Source organism: Burkholderia sp. S-53, from assembly GCF_025560745.1.
GTDB lineage: Bacteria > Pseudomonadota > Gammaproteobacteria > Burkholderiales > Burkholderiaceae > Burkholderia > Burkholderia pyrrocinia.
Genome location: NZ_CP090484.1, coordinates 1,978,023 through 1,996,588, shown reverse-complemented (window position 1 = coordinate 1,996,588; position 18,566 = coordinate 1,978,023). Strand labels below are relative to the sequence as shown.

General features: G+C 66.4%; 17 protein-coding genes. 9 read left to right on the top strand and 8 right to left on the bottom strand.

The genetic code is table 11. The features are described 5' to 3' along the window. Positions 1 to 4 precede the first annotated feature (4 nt). From LXM88_RS31095 to LXM88_RS31085, 3 genes are read right to left on the bottom strand one after another with little or no spacing between them, the layout of a single operon-like run. On the bottom strand, positions 5 to 931 hold the full coding sequence (locus LXM88_RS31095) for a diiron oxygenase (protein WP_262543257.1): 927 nt from the start codon (positions 929 to 931) through the stop codon (positions 5 to 7). Continuing rightward, complete coding sequence (locus LXM88_RS31090; protein WP_262543256.1) at positions 928 to 1,317, bottom strand: cupin domain-containing protein; 390 nt, start codon at positions 1,315 to 1,317, stop codon at positions 928 to 930. Before LXM88_RS31090 ends, LXM88_RS31095 begins: the two co-directional genes overlap by 4 nt. Next, a complete protein-coding gene (locus LXM88_RS31085; RefSeq protein WP_096475358.1) occupies positions 1,314 to 2,096 on the bottom strand; it encodes a DUF3050 domain-containing protein in 783 nt (260 codons plus the stop codon). The genes LXM88_RS31090 and LXM88_RS31085 overlap by 4 nt, the downstream gene beginning before the upstream one ends. Before the next feature lie 395 nt (positions 2,097 to 2,491). Between LXM88_RS31085 and LXM88_RS31080 the strand changes: the two genes are divergently transcribed. Both LXM88_RS31080 and LXM88_RS31075 read left to right on the top strand, forming a co-directional pair. Further along, on the top strand, positions 2,492 to 3,853 hold the full coding sequence (locus LXM88_RS31080; protein ID WP_262543255.1) for a condensation domain-containing protein: 1,362 nt from the start codon (positions 2,492 to 2,494) through the stop codon (positions 3,851 to 3,853). Positions 3,854 to 3,910: 57 nt separating this feature from the next. Further along, a complete protein-coding gene (locus LXM88_RS31075; RefSeq protein WP_262543254.1) occupies positions 3,911 to 5,257 on the top strand; it encodes an aspartate aminotransferase family protein in 1,347 nt (448 codons plus the stop codon). Between the two features lie 24 nt (positions 5,258 to 5,281). On the opposite strand, the gene LXM88_RS31070 is transcribed toward LXM88_RS31075, so the two are convergent. Continuing rightward, complete coding sequence (locus tag LXM88_RS31070; RefSeq protein WP_262543253.1) at positions 5,282 to 6,097, bottom strand: AraC family transcriptional regulator; 816 nt, start codon at positions 6,095 to 6,097, stop codon at positions 5,282 to 5,284. A gap of 195 nt (positions 6,098 to 6,292) precedes the next feature. Here LXM88_RS31070 and LXM88_RS31065 point away from each other — a divergent pair, with 195 nt between their 5' ends. Then, on the top strand, positions 6,293 to 7,006 hold the full coding sequence (locus LXM88_RS31065) for an autoinducer binding domain-containing protein (RefSeq protein ID WP_262543252.1): 714 nt from the start codon (positions 6,293 to 6,295) through the stop codon (positions 7,004 to 7,006). Positions 7,007 to 7,074: 68 nt separating this feature from the next. Here LXM88_RS31065 and leuA read toward each other — a convergent pair whose 3' ends face one another. Beyond that, positions 7,075 to 8,784, bottom strand: a complete 1,710-nt coding sequence (gene leuA, locus LXM88_RS31060; protein WP_262547000.1) for a 2-isopropylmalate synthase — start codon at positions 8,782 to 8,784, stop codon at positions 7,075 to 7,077. Between the two features lie 925 nt (positions 8,785 to 9,709). Between leuA and LXM88_RS31055 the strand changes: the two genes are divergently transcribed. The 4 genes from LXM88_RS31055 (at position 9,710) to LXM88_RS31040 (ending at position 12,997) form a co-directional block, all read left to right on the top strand. Continuing rightward, positions 9,710 to 10,099, top strand: coding sequence for a fucose-binding lectin II (locus LXM88_RS31055; RefSeq protein WP_047901918.1), 390 nt, complete (start codon positions 9,710 to 9,712; stop codon positions 10,097 to 10,099). 129 nt (positions 10,100 to 10,228) lie between these two features. Beyond that, complete coding sequence (locus LXM88_RS31050) at positions 10,229 to 11,068, top strand: fucose-binding lectin II (RefSeq protein ID WP_262543251.1); 840 nt, start codon at positions 10,229 to 10,231, stop codon at positions 11,066 to 11,068. A gap of 199 nt (positions 11,069 to 11,267) precedes the next feature. Further along, entirely contained in the window at positions 11,268 to 12,008 is a 741-nt protein-coding gene (locus LXM88_RS31045; RefSeq protein WP_262543250.1) for a fucose-binding lectin II, read from the top strand. A 149-nt stretch (positions 12,009 to 12,157) separates the two neighbouring features. Next, positions 12,158 to 12,997 (top strand): AraC family transcriptional regulator, encoded by an 840-nt coding sequence (locus tag LXM88_RS31040; protein WP_262543249.1) that lies wholly within the window; start codon positions 12,158 to 12,160, stop codon positions 12,995 to 12,997. 51 nt (positions 12,998 to 13,048) lie between these two features. Here LXM88_RS31040 and LXM88_RS31035 read toward each other — a convergent pair whose 3' ends face one another. Continuing rightward, entirely contained in the window at positions 13,049 to 14,422 is a 1,374-nt protein-coding gene (locus LXM88_RS31035; RefSeq protein ID WP_262543248.1) for a M23 family metallopeptidase, read from the bottom strand. A 329-nt stretch (positions 14,423 to 14,751) separates the two neighbouring features. Between LXM88_RS31035 and LXM88_RS31030 the strand changes: the two genes are divergently transcribed. After that, positions 14,752 to 15,621, top strand: a complete 870-nt coding sequence (locus LXM88_RS31030; RefSeq protein WP_262543247.1) for a mechanosensitive ion channel family protein — start codon at positions 14,752 to 14,754, stop codon at positions 15,619 to 15,621. Positions 15,622 to 15,681: 60 nt separating this feature from the next. On the opposite strand, the gene LXM88_RS31025 is transcribed toward LXM88_RS31030, so the two are convergent. Next, complete coding sequence (locus LXM88_RS31025; protein ID WP_262543246.1) at positions 15,682 to 16,824, bottom strand: branched-chain amino acid ABC transporter substrate-binding protein; 1,143 nt, start codon at positions 16,822 to 16,824, stop codon at positions 15,682 to 15,684. Positions 16,825 to 16,894: 70 nt separating this feature from the next. Further along, positions 16,895 to 17,932 carry a histone deacetylase family protein gene (locus LXM88_RS31020; RefSeq protein ID WP_262543245.1) on the bottom strand — a complete coding sequence of 346 codons (1,038 nt, stop codon included), beginning with the start codon at positions 17,930 to 17,932 and terminating at the stop codon, positions 16,895 to 16,897. A 126-nt stretch (positions 17,933 to 18,058) separates the two neighbouring features. Here LXM88_RS31020 and LXM88_RS31015 point away from each other — a divergent pair, with 126 nt between their 5' ends. Then, complete coding sequence (locus LXM88_RS31015) at positions 18,059 to 18,547, top strand: Lrp/AsnC family transcriptional regulator (protein WP_262543244.1); 489 nt, start codon at positions 18,059 to 18,061, stop codon at positions 18,545 to 18,547. Positions 18,548 to 18,566: the final 19 nt, after the last annotated feature.

The window sequence follows — 18,566 nt, the reverse complement described above, 5'->3', positions numbered from 1 at the left end:
TGACTCACAGGTAGTCGGACAAGGCCGCGCGGGTCGGCGCGTGGTCGAGCAGGCCGCTCATCCGGAAGAACTGCCGGATGTTGACGATCATCGGATGCTGGCTCGTGATCGGATACGCGCCGACCATGTCGTCCGCGATCCGCGCGCGCTCGGCGGCCGGAAGATCGAGCGCGTCGATCAGGCGGCGATCGAACTGCAGCTGCAGATCCGCGCTCAGGTATTCGCGCAGGAAGCACGGCAGCCCTTCGCCGAGCGCCAGCCGCGCGGGTTCGTCGATCTCCGACCAGTACAGCTTCACGAGATTGATCCAGAACGCCGAGTGACGGCCTTCGTCCGCGAGGTGATCGGCCATCACGCCCTTCACCGAGCGCTTCAGCGTCGCGTCGCGCGAAAACGCCGCCACTTCCGCCGTGACCGTGTTCTCCGAGATCGCGACGCACAGCAGCTCCATGCCGTCGCGATACTGCGCGCCGACCCGCTCGACCGCGCGCGGAATCGCGCGCGACAGCTCGATCTCGCTGTTCGGCGGCAGCGGCGCGATGCCGGTGGCCTCCTCGACCTGCCGCAGGTAGTCCATCGCGACGTACGCGTGGTAGTCCTCGTCGATCACGACGGTCATCGCGTCCTGCCGGCACGCGAACGGGAACGGGTGCGCGAAGCGGCCGCGCGCGATCCGCAACGCGGTCGCGTTGACGATCTCCGTCTCGAAGATGATCACGTCCTGGATGTACTTGTAGAAGCTCTGCAGCAGCACGAAGTCGCGCACCGCGTCGCCCGCGTCGACGATCGCCGGGTGCGCGCACAGCGGCTGGCGTTCGAGCGGGTAGTAGCGCAGATCGTCGTCCTCGACGATCCGCCGCGGGCGCGATCGCACGGTCGCGCGCGCCTCCCAGCGGTCGACGTGGCTCACGTATGTCACGGCGGTGGTCATCGCGTGCCCTCCGGGGAACCGTAGTAATGGATTTCGAGCAGCAGGCAGCCCGCGTCGCTGCGGAACGGTCCGTGCGGCGTGCCGGCCGGACGCACGAAGTAGCTGCCTTCCCGATAGGTCGCGCGATACTCGCGCGTCGCGGCGTCGATCAGGCTCTGGTCGCCGTCGATCAGGTGCACTTCCTCGTGGTAGTCGTGCAGGAACGGCACGCGCGTGGCCGCGCCGGGATCGAACCGCACGATCCGCGTCCGGATGCCGCGCTTCGCGTGCTCGTCCAGCGTATCGACGAGCACGACCTGGTCGATGCCGTCGTCGAAGGCCGGCGGATGCTCCCAGTCGAGCGCCGCGAAATCGACGATGCGCTCGGACAGCCCGCGCGCGTTCATGCCGGCACCACGTTGCGGGTCTGACCGAGATGCGCGAGCAGCCCGTCCCACAGCCGCATCCGCTCGTCGATCGCGTCGAGCCCGGCCTGCAGCGCTTCCTCGAGCTTCGCCGCGTCGCCGTCGGCCGCCTCGCGAATCATCGCGCGCGCCGCCGGCCCGTGCTCGCCCGAATCGACTTCGATGTGACGGTCGAGGTAATACACGAGCAGCGGGATCGACGAGCGCTCGATCTTCCATTCGTCGAGCAGCGTGCGGAACATGTCGGGAATCACGTTCTCGCGGCCGTAGAAGAAATTGCCCAGCACCTGGTGCGTCGCGCCCGACGTGCATGCGGCCATCGTCGCCTCGACGAAGCGGATCACCGGCTCCGGCGCGTCGACGGCTTTCAGCGCGGCGGACACCGAGAAGCCCGAGCGCACCAGCGACACCATTTCCTCGATGCGCGACGTCGACGCGCCGACATCGCGCATCGCGTGCAGGTACAGGTCGTAATGGCTCATGTGGCCGTTCGGCGTTTCGTCCGATTCCTCGCCGAGCACGATCTCGTTGATCAGGCGCGATGCGTTCGCGTTGCGCGGTGCGACCCACGGCACCGCGACGGTCGTCAGGTCCAGCTGCAGCCGCTTCACGAGCGACATGAAATCCCACACGGCGAACACGTGCCATTCCATGAACACACGCAGCTCGTCGATGGTGCGGATCGATCCGAACACCGGATGATGCGCGAGCCGCTCGTGCTGCTCGCCGATTTTTCGCTCCAGCCCTTCCAGTTGATTCACGGCACTCTCCTTGTGATGTCCGCTCGCGCCAGCCGACCGCGCCGGCTTCCGTCGCCGGAAACCGTTTCCGGCGAATTGCCCGCATGCCGTTTTCGGCCTGCGCAGCAATTTCAGGCGTCGATGCTAAATAAGTTCATAATTTGCCGCCTATTCAAAACGGACATTCTCATATTCTTTCCGGACTAGACCACGCCAACCCACCCGATCTCCTTTACTGGCAAGGCTTTGCCGGATTACCAACGAAACCGGCCGGAATTGACAGCCGCAAATCGGGCTGTCTAGGATAGGAATTGCGATTCATCAAAAATGAAATGCACGATGCGAATATGTATTTTTCATTAAACAAATACACGCATTTAATTCATCCACCGGAATAAGGCTTCCAGGAGAACGACGTGACCGATTCGACGCATCAATTGCCGCTGTCCGCGCCGCAGCGCGATTTCTGGGAGGCCGCGCTCGCGTATCCCGTCCCGTCGACGCATATCTATGCGGCCGAGTATCTGGAGATTCGCGGCGCGCTCGACACCGCTGCATTCGAGCGCGCGCTGCGGCAGGTGATCCGCGAGGCGCAGACGCTGCACACGACGCGTATCGTCCTGCACGGCGACACGCCCGTGCGCGTGCTCGACGCCGCGATCGCCGACGACTGGACGCTCGAATGCGTGGACCTCGCCGGCACGGCCGACGCGCACGCCATCGCGCTCGCGGGCATGCGCGCGCACTGCACGGGCGCGATCGAGCTGGCGCGCGGGCCGTTCTTCCGCCACACGCTGTACCGCATCGCGCCCGAGCACTACTACTGGTACCAGGGCTACGCGCACATCCTGGTTGACGGCTACTCGGGCAGCCTGATCGCCGTGCGCACCGCCGAGCTGTACAGCGCGTTCGCGGCGGGCGCCACGGCGCCGCCCGCGCGCTTCGCGTCGCTGGCCGAGCTGCAGCTGGACGAGGACGCCTATCGCGCGTCCGAACAGTTCGCGCACGACCGCCGCTACTGGCTCGAACGCTTCGCGGACCAGCCGCGCACGGTCACGCTCGCCGGCCCCGCGCACTTCGCCGAGCGCGACGACGGGCCCGACCTGCGCGAGACGCGCATCGCGACCGCACACGAGAGCGCACGCATCGAGGACGCCGCCAAGCGGCTGTTCGCGTCGACGGTGCCGCGGCTCGTCACCGCGCTGACCGCCGCGTACCTGTACCTGAACACCGGCGCGCACGACGTCGTGCTGTCGGTCGCCGCGATGGCGCGCACCTCGGCGCGCGAACGCCGCACGCCGAGCCAGTGCGCGAACATGCTGCCGCTGCGCCTGCACGTCGAGCCGGGCCACACGCTCGACGATCTGTGCCGCCAGGCGAACCGCGAGATGACCGCGCTGCGCCAGCACCAGCGCTACCGGATGGGCGACCTGCACCGCGAGCTGACGTCGCTCGACAACGGCCAGGGCGTGTTCGGCCCCGAGATCAACATCATGGCGTTCGACTACGACCTGCGCTTCGGCGACTGCCGCACGACGTCGCACAACCTGTCCGTCGGCACCACCGACGACCTGATGGTGAACCTGACCGACCGCCGCAACGGCGAGCCGCTGCGCTTCGACTTCGACGCGAGCCCGCAGTACTACAGCCGCGACGCGCTGAACGCCCACGTCGGACAGTTCCTGACTTTCATGCGCGTCGCGCTCGACGAACCGTTCGCCACGCTCGGTGCGCTCGAAAGCCGGCTCGACTTTCAACCGGCTGCGCTCGCCGGCTGAGCCTCACCTGCATCCCCGTGTTGCCCTGTCCAACCCGAATCACTACGGAGTCCTTTCATGTCCTATTCGGAATCGCGCTTCTGGCATCCCCGGCAACATCCGCTCGCCGCTTCGCGCTCGCCGGTGCGCATCACGCGCGGCGAAGGCTGCTACCTGTATGACGACACCGGCCGGCCGTACCTCGACGCGGTCGCGTCGCTGTTCAACGTGTACGTCGGCCACGGCCGGCCGGAGATCAAGGAAGCCATCGTCCGCCAGCTCGACGAGCTCGAATATCACCCGGTGTTCGCCGGGTTCAGCCATCCGCGCGCGGAAGAGCTGTCGGCGCGCCTGGTCGGCATGCTGCAGCCCGAGGACATGAGCCGCGTGATCTTCGGCTCCGGCGGCTCGGACGCCGTCGAGGCCGCGCTGATGATCGCGCGCCAGTACTGGAAGGTGTCCGGGCAGCCCGAGCGCACCAAGTTCATCGCACTGCGCCAGGCCTATCACGGCTCGCACTTCGGCGGCAGCTCCGTCACCGGCAACACCGTCTACCGGCGCAACTACGAGCCGACGCTCGCCGGCTGCTTCCACGTCGAAACGCCGTGGATCTACCGGAACCCGTTCACGCACGATCCCGAGGAACTCGGCCGGCTGTGCGCGTCGCTCGTCGAGCGCGAGATCCTGTTCCAGGGGCCCGATACCGTGGCCGCCTTCATCGCCGAGCCGGTGCAGGCGACCGGCGGCATCATCGTGCCGCCCGCGAACTACTGGCCGCTCGTGCGCGAGGTGTGCGACCGCCACGGCGTGCTGCTGATCGCCGACGAGGTCGTGACGGGCTTCGGCCGGATCGGCGCGGCGTTCGGCAGCCGCGGCTGGGGTGTCGCGCCGGACATCATGTGCCTGGCGAAGGGCGTGTCGTCGGGATACCTGCCGCTCGGCGCGACCGTCGTCAACCGCCGGATCGAGAACGCGTTCGCGTCCAACCCGGGCGGCATCGGCACGCTGATGCACGGCTACACCTACTCGGGCCACCCGATCGTCTGCGCGGCCGCGCTCGCGAACCTGCAGATCATCGTCGACGAGGATCTGGCCGGCAACGCGGCGCGCGAAGGCGCGTACCTGCTCGAGCGGCTGCAGCCGCTCGTCGACCGCTATCCGGCCGTCGGCGACGTGCGCGGCAAGGGCCTGCTCGTCGGCATCGACCTCGTGAAGGACAAGGCGACGCGCGAGTCGATCGATCCGTCGGACGGCTATGCGGCCGCGCTCGCCGACGCGACGCGCGACGCGGGCGTGCTGATCCGCTCGCTCGGCAACCGGCTCGCGATCGCGCCGCCGCTCGTGATCGGGCGCGAGGATGTCGACCGGATCGTGCACGCGGTCCAGCATGCGTTCGAGGTGGTGCCGCGCCCGAGCGCACGCTGAACGCGGTGACGGCAGCGGTGGCGCTCAGCGCGCCGCCGCTTCCGCCGCCGCGAGGTACTGGCTCGGCGTGACGCCGAACGCGCGCTTGAAGGTGGCCGCATACGTGGTCGGGCTGCGATAGCCGACCTGGTGCGCGGCCTGCGTGACGGGCATGCCGCTCGCCAGCAACGCGAGCGACATCGACAGCCGCAGTTGCTGGCGCCACGCGGCGACGCTCATGCCGGTCTCGTTGCGGAACAGGCGCGCGAGGTGGCGCGAACTCAGCGCGGCGTCGCGCGCGAGCGTGTCGAGCGGCAGCTCGCAGTGCGGCTCGCGCTGCAGCCGCTCGCACAGCTTCAGCAGGCGCCGGTCGCGCGGCAGCGGCAACGTGAGCGGCGTCTGCGCGAGCTCGTGCAGTTCGTCGGCGAACAGGCGCGCGACCGGGTCGTGGTCGAGGCTGCAGTCGAACGGATAGGAGACGCGCGTGGCGAGCTCGCGCAACAGCGGCGACACCGTCATCGCGCACAGCGTGGCCGGCAGCCGGGCGCCGAGCGCGTCGCCGAGATAGAGCGAGCAGAGCTGCACGTCGTCGGCCACGCGCATCGCATGGACGGTGCGCGCCGGAATCCAGATCGCGCGCAGCGGCGGCGTGATCCAGCGCTGGCCTTCGACATCGAGCACCAGCACGCCGCGCGTCGTAAACAACAGTTGGCCAACCTGATGCGCGTGCGGTGCATACTCTTGCGCAAACGCGCGGACGGGGGCCGACGCGCACGGAGGTTCGATCGCGCGGATCCCGCCGAAGGCGAACGCGCGCGCACCGGCGCGCGCGAGAAGAGGCACGTCTTGAACGCTGGTCATGATCGATCGTCCTGATACGAAACCGGAGGGGTACCGCAACACGTGAAATGACAGGGACAGGCGCCCGCGCGAGCGGACTCGTGATGCGAACAGCCGCCATTAAACCGGCGTCGGCTTCGCGTCAAAACTGTCCTTTTGAACAGGATACGCGCGGACCGCAATGCACGGTCCGCCCACACCGACGAGGAACACCCGATGGACCTGACGACACTGCACGAATGTTTCGACGCGCTGCAACGCGCGCCCACGGCGGAAGCCGCGTTCCCGCCCATCGCCGCGGCCGCGGCCGCGCTCGGGTTCCGGTATTGCGTGTACGGCTTGCGGCGCACGCTGCCGCTCGCCCGGCCCGACATGCAGGTCGTCGGCAATCATCCGCGCGAATGGGAACACCGCTATGTGAAATTCGGATACGTTTCCATCGACCCGATCCTGCAGCGGGTGGCGAGCCAGCCGCGGCCGGTCGTCTGGAATGCGTTCGACGAACCGGGCGACGCCACGTTCTGGCACGACGCGGCGTGCTTCGGCATGCGATTCGGCTGGTCGCACGGCGGCTACGACCGGGCCGGCAACCTCGGCGTGCTGACGCTCGTGCGCGATACGACGCCGCTCGACGCGGACGAGATCGCGCGGCTGCGCGCGCCGTGCGCGAGCCTCGCGCATGCCGCGCACGCGTACCTGATGCCGCGCCTCGCCGATCCGATCGCGCCGGCCGGCGGCGGACTGACGCTGCGCGAACGCGAGGTGCTGGCGTGGACGGCCGATGGCAAGACGGCTTACGAGATCGGCATGATATTCGGGATCGCGGAACGGACGGTGAAGTTCCATCTGCAAAACGCCGTCGTGAAGCTCGACGCGATGAACAAGACGCATGCGGCCACCAAGGCCGCGATGCTCGGGCTGCTGCCCTGACGGCGCGCGCGTGCGCCGCAACCTGACAGAAGCCCGGGCGGGTCATGCCGCCCGGGCCTCGCCCCCGCTTACGCGACGGCCTTCACCGCCGGCTGCGCGCCAAAGAACGTCGGCTGCGCCGCTTCGTCCGCGCGGGCATACGCGCGGTTGACGCCGCTGATCACCGCGCGGATCGACGCGGTCGTCAGGTTCGCGTCGACGCCCACGCCGAACGCGCTGCCGCGCACGCCCGAGCCGGCCAGTTCCGCGATCGCGATCGCCTTCGCATCGGCGCCCTGCGACAACGCGCGTTCCTCGTAGTGCTGGATCCGCAGCGGCGTGCGCAGCGCGTGCATCAGCGCGTCGAGCGGGCCGTTGCCTTCGCCGCGCAGCACGCGGCGCTCGCCGTGCACGTCGGCGGTCAGCACGATCGTCTCGCGACCGTCGCGTTCGGTCAGCTCATGGCCGACGTAGCGCAGCGGCGCATCGCTTTCGACGTACTCCTGCTGGAACAGCGACCAGATCTGCGCACTCGTCACCTCGTGCCCGCTTTCGTCGGTCAGGCGCTGCACGGCCGCGCTGAAATCGACCTGCAGGCGACGCGGCAGCGCGACGCCATACCCCTGTTCGAGCAGGTACGCGATGCCGCCCTTGCCCGACTGGCTGTTCACGCGAATGATCGAATCGTACGTGCGGCCGAGATCGCTCGGATCGATCGGCAGATACGGCATTTCCCACACGGCGTCGGCGCGCTGCACCGCGAAGCCCTTCTTGATCGCGTCCTGGTGCGAGCCGGAGAACGCGGTGAACACGAGATCGCCGACGTACGGGTGACGCGGGTGGATCGGCAACTGCGTGCATTCCTCGGACGTGCGCGCGACTTCGTTGATCTGCGAGAAATCGAGGCCCGGATCGACGCCCTGCGTGTACAGGTTCAGCGCGAGCGTCACGAGATCGACGTTGCCCGTGCGTTCGCCGTTGCCGAACAGGCAGCCCTCGATCCGGTCGGCACCGGCCATCACCGCGAGCTCGGCCGCCGCGACCGCGGTGCCGCGATCGTTGTGCGGATGCACGGACAGGATCAGCGAATCGCGTCGCGCGAGGTTCCGGTGCATCCATTCGATCTGGTCCGCGTAGAAGTTCGGCGTGCCGATTTCGACGGTCGCCGGCAGGTTCACGATCGACTTGCGCTCGGGCGTCGGCTGCCATACGTCGAATACCGCGTCGCAGACTTCCTTCGCGAAGTCGAGTTCGGTCGCCGTAAACGTTTCCGGACTGTACTGCAGCGTGAACTGCGTGTCGGTCGCCGCGTCGGCGCAGCGCTTGATCGTGCGCGCCGCGTTCACCGCGAGCTGCTTCACGCCGTCGCGATCGAGGCCGAACACGATCTTGCGGAATTCCGGCGCGGTCGCGTTGTACAGGTGCACGATCGCGCGCTTCGCGCCGCGCAGCGATTCGAACGTGCGCTCGATCAGGTCGTCGCGCGCCTGCGTGAGCACCTCGATCGTCACGTCGTCGGGAATGTGGCCGCCTTCGATCAGTTCACGGACGAAGTTGAAATCGGTTTCGGACGCCGACGGGAACGCAACCTCGATCTCCTTGAAGCCGATCGCGACGAGCGTCTTGAACATCCGCATCTTGCGCGCGGCGTCCATCGGTTCGAACAGCGCCTGGTTGCCGTCGCGCAGGTCGGTGCTCATCCAGATCGGCGCGTGCGTGATCGTGCGCGACGGCCACGTGCGGTTCGGCAGGTTGACGGGCGTGAACGGTCGGTACTTCGTCGCGGGGTTCTTCAGCATCATGATGTTCGGTCCTCGGTCTGTTTTTCGGGAAACCGCGGCGCGGCGGCCATCAGCAGTGGAGGCCGGCTGCGCGCGCAGCGATGAAACGGCACAGCGGCAAAGCGGTACGGCAAACGACAGCCTTGGCGGTTGAGCGACCGGGACGGAGCGGAGCGATACGGAAAAAAGACGAACTCAGGCGCCGGTCGACAACCGGGGCCAGGTCGGTGATGCGGGGGAAATCTGGCGCTTCAGGAACGAAGCAGATGGAAAGCGCGCAGCCGCAGACCCAGCCCGGGGAAGCGGGCTAGTAGTCGTAGCGAGAAGAGGAACTGGGCGGCGTGCATGACCGGCATCAGATCACAGGGCGGAGGGGGCTGTCAACGGGATGCTCGTGAATCATGCGGCTTTGCTGCGTGCAGAATCAGTCTCGTCTGATAGGCGGCGGCCTCCACCGTCGATATGCTTCACCGGTGCGGCGCCGGTGAGGCCCTATTCATGTTCGGAGTGAGTCGGTCCATCCTCTTCGCCGGTCGCCGCACGTCTTCCCTTTGCAATCCGGTTTCGGCGTGGGCGTTCGGTGGTGGCCGGTGGGCGCGGCCATGACAGAGATACCGATGTTGAAACGAACGCTGCCATATGCGAACACCGAGCGTCCGCTCCGAAGCCTGATTGCCCCCCTTCTCGATCCGCCCGCGCGACCGCGCATCGTTCAGAAAATCGATACACGCGCCGATATAATTTCTCGAATATATCGAAGCACCTTCAATTAAAACCATTCCATTAAATCAAATCGCATTCATTTTCTTCTTACTGAATAATTACACCGCATTACGAATATTTTTCTATTTATTTTTCGACATGCTTTCCAAACCGCGTTTCAAACGGAAAACGTTTGTTCGACGCGGCGAGACGCCTTACCACTGTTCTTCAGGAGGAAAGCATGGCCGATTCTCAAACGTCATCCAATCGCGCCGGCGAATTTTCGATTCCGCCGAATACCGATTTCCGCGCGATTTTCTTCGCGAATGCCGCTGAACAACAGCACATCAAGCTGTTTATCGGCGACAGCAAGGAACCCGCCGCGTATCACAAGCTGACGACGCGCGACGGCACCCGTGAAGTCACGCTGAATTCCGGCAACGGCAAGATCCGCTTCGAAGTGTCGGTGAACGGCAAGCCGTCGGCCACGGACGCGCGCCTCGCGCCGATCAACGGCAAGAAGTCGGACGGCTCGCCGTACACGGTCAACTTCGGGATCGTCGTGTCGGAAGACGGCCACGACAGCGACTACAACGACGGCATCGTCGTGCTGCAGTGGCCGATCGGCTGATCGGTTAGCGGATCGCTCCGCTGATCCACTCGCGACCGCCGGGCAGCCCCCTTGTTGCGCCGCCCGGCGGTTCTGCATCGCATCGAGAAGCAACGCAACGGAAACCCGTTTCGCCTTCAGGAGACCACGATGCCCATCCTTTCAGCTTCGATCACCAGTGCGCCGGTCCTCAAATCCGAGACTTACGTCGACATCCCGGGCCTGCATCTCGACATCGCGAAAGAGAACATTCGCGACGGCAAGCTGCTCGTCACGCTCAACGTGCCGACGCCGTATGCCACCGGCGACAACTATCCCGGCATCTATTTCGCGATCACGACCGACAAGGGCATCGTCGCGGATGGCTGCTTCACGCATTCGACCAAGGCGCCGGAAACCAGCGGGCGCATGCCGTTCACGCTCGTCGTGGCGATCGACGTCGGCAGCGACGTCACGTTCGTGAAGGAGCAGTGGAAAAGCGTGCGCGGCAGCACGATGCATATCGATTCGTTTGCGAGCCTTTCCGCGATCGGCGAGACGGCCGCGCAATCGTCGTCGCAGGGCGGTGGTAATCAAGGTACCGAAGCTGGCGGCAGCACCGGCACCGGCACCGGCGGCGCCGGCAACATCGGCGGCGGCGGCGAACGCGACGGCACGTTCAATCTCCCGGCCAACATCAAGTTCGGCGTCACCGCGCTCACCAACGCGGCGAACGACCAGACGATCGACATCTATATCGACGACAACCCGAAACCGGCCGCCACGTTCAAGGGCGCGGGCGTGCAGGACCAGAACCTCGGCACGAAGGTGCTCGATTCCGGCAAGGGCCGCGTGCGCGTGATCGTCACGGTGAACGGCAAACCGTCGCGGCTCGGCTCGCGACAGGTCGACATCTTCAAGAAGTCGTACTTCGGGATCGTCGGGTCGGAAGACGGCACGGACGACGACTACAACGACGGCATCGTGTTCCTGAACTGGCCGCTCGGCTAAGCAACGGCAGACGCCGACGCAGCGTCACGGCGCGGCATGTCTTGCGCGACGAAGTCGATATCGCAATGGCGACGGAGCCAACCACCCATTGCGACTCATTCGGGCAGTCACGGCTGTCCACCCTTTGCTCCGCGCGCGGCACGGCGTAACCGATTCGTCGGCCGCGCGACGCGAGACCTTCCATTACGACGAGGACGACATGTCACAACCCTTTACCCATGACGACCTGTATGCCCTTCTGCAACTCGCCGGCAACGACGCGCTCGCCGTGCAGGCCGGCGGCGACCAGGCGGTGCTCGACCGGATGCGTCAGTTCATGACCGCGCAACTCGTGGAGAAGCTGCCGCAATACGACGTGTTCGTCGACCTCTCCACCGTGCCGTACAGCTTCGACATCAGCAACTGGCAGAACAAGGTCAAGACCGATGCAACGGGGCAGGTGGTCGCCTGCACGGTGACGTGGGCCGGCGCGCCCGGCGTGCTGCCGGGCGCCGCCGCCAAGTTCGGGATCGGCGCGGTGGTCACGTACTTCGCGAAAGCGACGGCGCAACCGCAACCCGCGCAGCCGGACCCCGTGACGAATGCCGGCGGCGAACGCGACGGTATCTTCAACCTGCCGCCGAACATCGCGTTCGGCGTAACGGCGCTCGTGAACTCGTCCGCACAGCAGACGATCGAGGTGTTCGTCGACGACAACCCGAAACCGGCCGCGACGTTCCAGGGCGCCGGCACGCAGGACGCGAACCTGAACACGCAAGTGCTGAATTCGGGCAAGGGGAAGGTGCGCGTGGTCGTGACGGCGAACGGCAAGCCGTCGAAGATCGGCTCGCGTCAGGTCGACATCTTCAAGAAGACGTACTTCGGGCTGGTCGGGTCGGAGGACGGTACGGACGGCGACTATAACGACGGCATCGCCATCCTGAACTGGCCGCTCGGTTAAGCAGCGCAATCCTGCCGACCATCGCCACGCCACCCGGCGTGGCGATTTGCTTTGGCGCGCCCGCCAGGCCAGGCCGCGTGTCGCAAGAACGATCAAATGCTCCCGCCGCCGATACCATATAGTCCGCCCGACACCCTCATTGGCACACCATGAACCCGGTTGGAAAAGCACTCTGGTTTATCGAAACCGAACTGGACAGGGAACTGACACTCGACAGGATTTCCGTCGATTGCGACATGACGCGCTTCGGTTTTTCGCGCCTGTTCTCGATGAATACCGGCTGGCCGGTGATGCGCTATGTCCGGTCGAGGCGGCTGACACGTGCGGCGCGGGCATTGGCGCAAGGCGCGCCGGACATCCTCCACGTGGCACTCGATGCCGGATATGGCTCCCATGAGGCGTTTACGCGCGCCTTCCGCGATCTCTTCGGCGTCACGCCGGAGGAAGTGCGGGCACGGCGCACTCTCGACGGGTTGTCTCTTGTGGAGCCGCTGCGCATGAAAGAGCTGAAAATCATCGACGTTACGCCATCACGCTTCGAAGTCGCCGAAAGGCAGCTGATCGCGGGCATGAGCAGCCGGTATACCTTCGAAACCAATGAAGGGATTCCGGCGCTTTGGCAAGCCTTCATCCCGTACATCGGCAACATACCCGGCCAGGTCGGCGGCGTGACTTATGGCGTGTGCTGCAACCCGGATGCGGATGGCAGCTTCGAATACATCGCAGGCGTCGAGGTGACGAGCCGCGACCGCTTGCCCGCTCCGTTTCGTTGCGTCGAACTCGAACCGCAACGTTATGCGGTCTTCGAACACGGCGGGCATATCTCGACGATTCACCAGACCTTCTACAGCATCTGGAACGGCTGGCTGCCGACTTCGGGATTCAACGCGGTGGACGCGCCCGAGTTCGAGCGCTACAGCGAGGACTACGATCCGGTGACGAGCACTGGCGTGCTCGAGATCTGGTTGCCTGTCGAAAAATCCGCGTAAGTTGGCTGTCTGCACCGATGCCGGCCGGCGTGGCCGGCATGCGGTCAGCGATCAGCCCGCACGCGATGCGGCAGCCGTCGACATTGCGACCGGCTGTGTCCACGTGGCCGAGGCCAGCTGCGTACGCGCGGCATGCGCCACGCGGTTGAACGCGACACGCCGTTCGCCCTTCAGCGCCGCCGCTTTGGCTGCCTGCACCAGTTCGACCGGATCGACGAGACGTGCATGTCTCCGGACCTCGAAGTGCAAATGCGGGCCGGTCGCCGTCCCGGTGCTGCCGACCGCACCGACTCGTTGACCGCGAGCGACCCGCGCGCCGGTTCGCAGCGTCGGCTCGAACGCCGACAGGTGCGCGTAGTACGACGCATAGCCGCCGTCGTGACGAATCACCACATACTTGCCGTAGCCGCGCGGCTCGGTGCCGATGAACGTCACGACGCCGCGCTCCGACGCACGGACGGCGCGGCCCGCCGGCGCAGCCAGATCGACGCCCGAATGCACGTGGCGCGCACCGGTCACCGGATGCACGCGCGCGCCGAACTGCGAACTGATTCGCGTCGCGGCGACCGGCATCGCGAACCGGGTGCCGGCGAGCGGCACGCCGTCGAGGTCGTAGTACGCGCCCGGTGAGCCTGCGTCGGGCGCGAACCATACGCCCGCCACCTGCTGACCGCGAAAGCGCACGTCGAGCGCGGTCACGCGCACGTCGCACGGCAGCGTCGCGCTGTTGTCCGGTTCGAATGCGACGCGGAAGGTATCGCCGATCGCGCCGCGCTGCTTCGGATCGATGCGCCCGGCCAGCAATCGGATGACCTGCGCCGCGACGCCGGCCGGCAGTTCGGCGCGCGCCAGCGATGCCCGCAGGCTGCCGTTGATCGCACCGGCGCGCGTGCCGCGATCCGGCTGCGCGAGCATGAACGGCTCGGCGGACGCCAGATCGACGGAGCCTCGCTCGAATGCCGGCTGCGCACCGATCGACGGCAACGGCGATGCAATGCCGTAGGCAAACCGCGTTGCATATCCACGTTCGATCGCACCGCGCGCCGCGTCGCAGAGCACGCGGTAAGCCACGCATGCGCCGAAGCCGGCAACGGGATCGGCGCGATCCGCGCCTGTCGGCACGTTCGACGCATGCGATGCGTACGCGACGTCGAGCGGCGCTGCGGCCGATGCGCGCAAGCCGCCCCACGTCGTGCGCGCAGAACTGAAAAAAGGCACGTCGACAAGGTCGGTCGTTTCCGCCGTCGCGGGCGTGAACGGCACGGCGTCGTGAAACGCCTGCGCTGTCGCACCCTGTGTACCGGCCGCACAGGCCGCCGCGATGACACCGCGTAACAGCGCGCCGCGAATCGGGAAACAGCGAACGCCGCGTCGGGCGGATTGACCTTGTTCGCGTGCGAGACGGAAACGCAGGTCCAACCGCATGACGTCGTCACTCGCTATCAATGGGAAATCGGGAAAGAACCGGGTATCGCGGAGGGACTATCGTCGCGATCCGGCAACTTGAAACCGAGTGTATCGGCGTGCTTGAAAAGACAAAATAGGACGAGTCTTAATTTTTTGAAACGCCGCTTAGTACTCGAACGAAATCCGGATTTCACCGTCCGACGGCATGGCACTCCGACCCCACGCATTCGCGCGAACCATCGTGTGCCGTGTACAGTCGAACGCTGCTTGCGCGCGAGCCCGTGCCTGCCCGAATGCGGCGGGACCACCGCGTGTTGCGCATCGTGTCACCCAACCGGAATCCCGTCATGTTTCTCGATCAACTACATCCGGAACGCTGGACGTTCCTGTGGAACGCCTTGTCCACCCTTTCCATCAAGCTGTGCGCGGGCCTTGCGCTGCTCGTCGCGGGCTGGTGGCTGTCGAAACGCATCGGCAACTGGTTGAACCGGCTGCTCTCGAACAAGGAGCGCGTCGACGACACGCTGCGGCCGATTCTCTGCGACGTCGCCGTGTGGGGTATCCGCATCGTCGCGATCGTCGGCGCGCTGTCGCAGCTCGGCATCGAAACCGCGAGCATCGTCGCGGTGCTCGGCGCGGCCGGCCTAGCGATCGGGCTCGCGCTGCAGGGCACGATGCAGAACATCGCAGCCGGCATCATGCTCCTGCTGCTGCGACCGTTCAAGGTCGGCGACTATATCGACGGCGGCACCGGCGTCGCGGGCACCGTCGACGAGGTCGGGCTCTTCATGACGCGGCTGACGAAGCCCGACGGCATCTGCGAATACGTGCCGAACAGCGCGCTGTGGGGCAGCTCGATCCGCAACTACACGCGCAATCCGACGCGTCGCCTCGATCTCGAAGTGGAAGTGTCCGTGCACGACGATATCGATCGCGCGCTCGATGCGCTGCGTGCGTTGGCCATCGCCGACCCCGACGTGCTGCAGGATCCGGCGCCGGACGTGATGGTGATGCGCTTCGACGACAGCACGGCCGTCGCGAACATGCGCGTGTGGACGCATACCGACAAGTTCTGGGCGATGCGCTGGCGCCTCGCGCGCCAGGTGCGCAAGACGCTCGCCGATGCCGACTGCGCGCTGCCGATCCGCACGCGCGAGCTGCACATCGTGCACGACGCGGAACGTCGTGAAGACAGCGTACACGTACGGGCGTCGTAACGCGTCACGACATCGGGGCGCGGAACCGCGCATCACGCGCGGCGCGCCCCGGCTTCGTCGTCACATCTTCACGATATCGAGCAGCGCCTTCTTGCCGCTCTTGTACGTGAACACCGAGATCGCGCCGTGCTTCAGGTCGCCCTGCGGCGTGAAGCTGGTTTCGCCGATCACGCCGCGATAGTCGGTGGCCGGCATTGCGGCCAGCACCTTCGCCGGGTCCGTCGAATTCGCGCGCTTCATCGCGTCGACGATGATGTACACCGCGTCGTACGAGAACGGCGCATACACCTGCATCGGCTGGTGGTAGCGCGCTTCGTAGCGCTTCGCGAACGCCGCGCCGCCCGGCATCTTCTCGAGCGCGATGCCGGCCTCGGAACACACGACGTTGTCGGACGCCGGGCCCGCGAGCTTCGGCAGGTCGGTCGAACACACGCCGTCGCCCGCGAGGATCTTCGCGCGCATGCCGAGCTGGCGCGCCTGCTTCGCGAGCGGGCCGCCCGTCGCATCCATCCCGCCGTACATGATCGCGTCCGGATTCGCGCCCTTGATCTTCGTGAGGATCGCGCGGAAGTCGATCGCCTTGTCGTTCGTCGCGTCGCGCGACACGACCGTCATGCCGGCCGCCTTCGCGGCCTTCTCGAACTCGGTCGCGAGGCCCTGCCCGTATGCGGTCGAATCGTCGACCACGGCCACCGTCCTGATGCCCATGTTCCTGGCCGCGTACATCGCGAGCGCCGGCCCCTGCTGCGCATCGGTCGCGACGACGCGATACGTCGTCTTGAAGCCCTGCTGCGTGTACGTCGGGTTGGTCGCGGCCTGCGAAATCTGCACGACGCCGCCGTCGCGATAGACGCGCGATGCCGGGATCGACGTGCCCGAGTTGTGATGGCCGACGACGCCGACGACCTTGTCGTCGACGAGCCGCTGCGCGACCTGCGTCGCGGTGCGCGGATCGCCCGCGTCGTCCTGCGCGTCGAGCTGCAGCGTGACCTTCCTGCCGCCGATCGCGAGCCCCTTCGCGTTGATTTCCTCGACCGCGAGCCGCGCGCCGTTCTCGCTGTCCTTGCCGAGGTGCGCGATCGCGCCGGTCAGCGGCGCGACGTGGCCGATGCGCACAACTTCATCCGCGTGCGCCGGGAACGCGGACAGCGCGCACGTCAGCGCAGCCGCGGTGGCAAATGCCGTCTTGTGATGTCGATTCATGCTTGTCTCCTTCGTTGTCGCGCTTCGTTCGTGTTCGGATACGTCGTTCGTTGAAGGTGATGCGATGCGCTCACGCGCGCCCTTCGAAACCCAGCAGCACGTTCACCGCGTTGATGCCGATCTCCTCGACCATGTAGCCGCCTTCCATCACGAACAGCGTCGGCAGGTTCAGGCGCGCGAGCGCCTCGCCGATGCGCAGGTAGTCGGGCGAGCGAAGGCGGAAGTGGCTGATCGGGTCGTGCTCGAACGTGTCGACGCCGAGCGACACGACGAGCAGATCGGGTGCATGCGCAACGATCGCGGCCGCCGCATGGCCAAGCGCCGTTGCGTAGGTGTCCCACTGCGTGCCCTTCGGCAGCGGCAGGTTCAGGTTGAAGCCTTCGCCCGCACCCGCGCCGCGCTCGCCCGCGTAGCCGGAGAAGTACGGGTACGACAGCGGCGGCTCGCCGTGGATCGACGCGAACAGCACGTCCGCGCGTTCGTAGAAGATGTCCTGCGTGCCGTTGCCGTGATGGAAATCGACGTCGAGCACCGCGACGCGCGCGGCACCGCTCGCGATGCCGTGCTGCGCCGCGATCGCCGCGTTGTTCAGGTAGCAGTAGCCGCCCATGTACTCGCGGCCCGCATGATGGCCGGGCGGGCGGCACAGCGCGAACGCCGCGCGCGCGCCGCCGTTCGACAGCAGGTCGGCGCCGGTAAGCGCCGAGTTCGCGCTCGCGCTCACCGCGTCCCACGTGCCTGCGTTGATCGGCGCGCCGGCGTCCATCGCGAAGAAGCCGAGCTTGCCGTCGATGAACTCGGGTAGCGTCGCGGCCGCCGGCATCGCGCGCACCGGCCATACGAGCGGCAGCGCCTGGCAGGTGCGGCCGGTCGCGGTCCATTCGTCCCATGCGCCGGCCAGGAAATCGACATAGCGCGCGCTGTGCGCGCCGGCATAGCTGGCGCGGTCGAACGCGCGCGGCGCGACCACGTCGCCGAGGCCGGCCGCGCGGACCTGTGCGAGCACCGTTTCGGCGCGAAGGGGGTTTTCGAACGACTCGGTGATCGCGCCGTCCTTCAGTTCGACGCCGCGATGCAGGTGGTGATCGCTGCTGTAGACCGTGAGCATGGTTGACCGTTGCAGTGATGGCAGTGAGAGGGTGGAAACAGTCTATTGACACCGGCCGGCAATAACTTTGCTTTTCACATTGCCGTTTCGTACAATTTTGAGAAAACTGTCTACGGAGCCATGGATATGAGCAAAAATCGCGCTTCGGTTGAACTGGACTGCGTCGACCGCGCGATGCTCCGCCTGCTGCAGGAAGACGGCGCGCTGTCGAACGCGACGCTCGGCGAAAAGCTGTCGCTGAGCGTCACGCCGTGCTGGCGCCGCCGCAAGCGGCTCGAGGACGAACGCGTGATCACCGGCTACCAGGCGAACCTCGACCGGCGCGCGCTCGGGATGAACGTGTTCGCGTTCGTGCAGGTGACGTTCAACATGCACTCGGGCCAGGATTCGGATCACTTCGAGGATGTGATGCGGCGGCACGACGAAGTGACGTCGTGCCACAAGATCACCGGCGCGGCCGACTACATCCTGCAGGTCGTCGCGGCCGATCTGGACGCGTATGCGGAATTCGTCGAACGCGTGCTGAGAAAGCAGGCCGGCGTGTCGTCGATCCAGTCGAGCCTCGCGTTGCGCGAGGTGAAGTTCTCGTCGCGCGTGCCGGTGCCGGACGCGTGAACGGCGCGATGAACGCGCG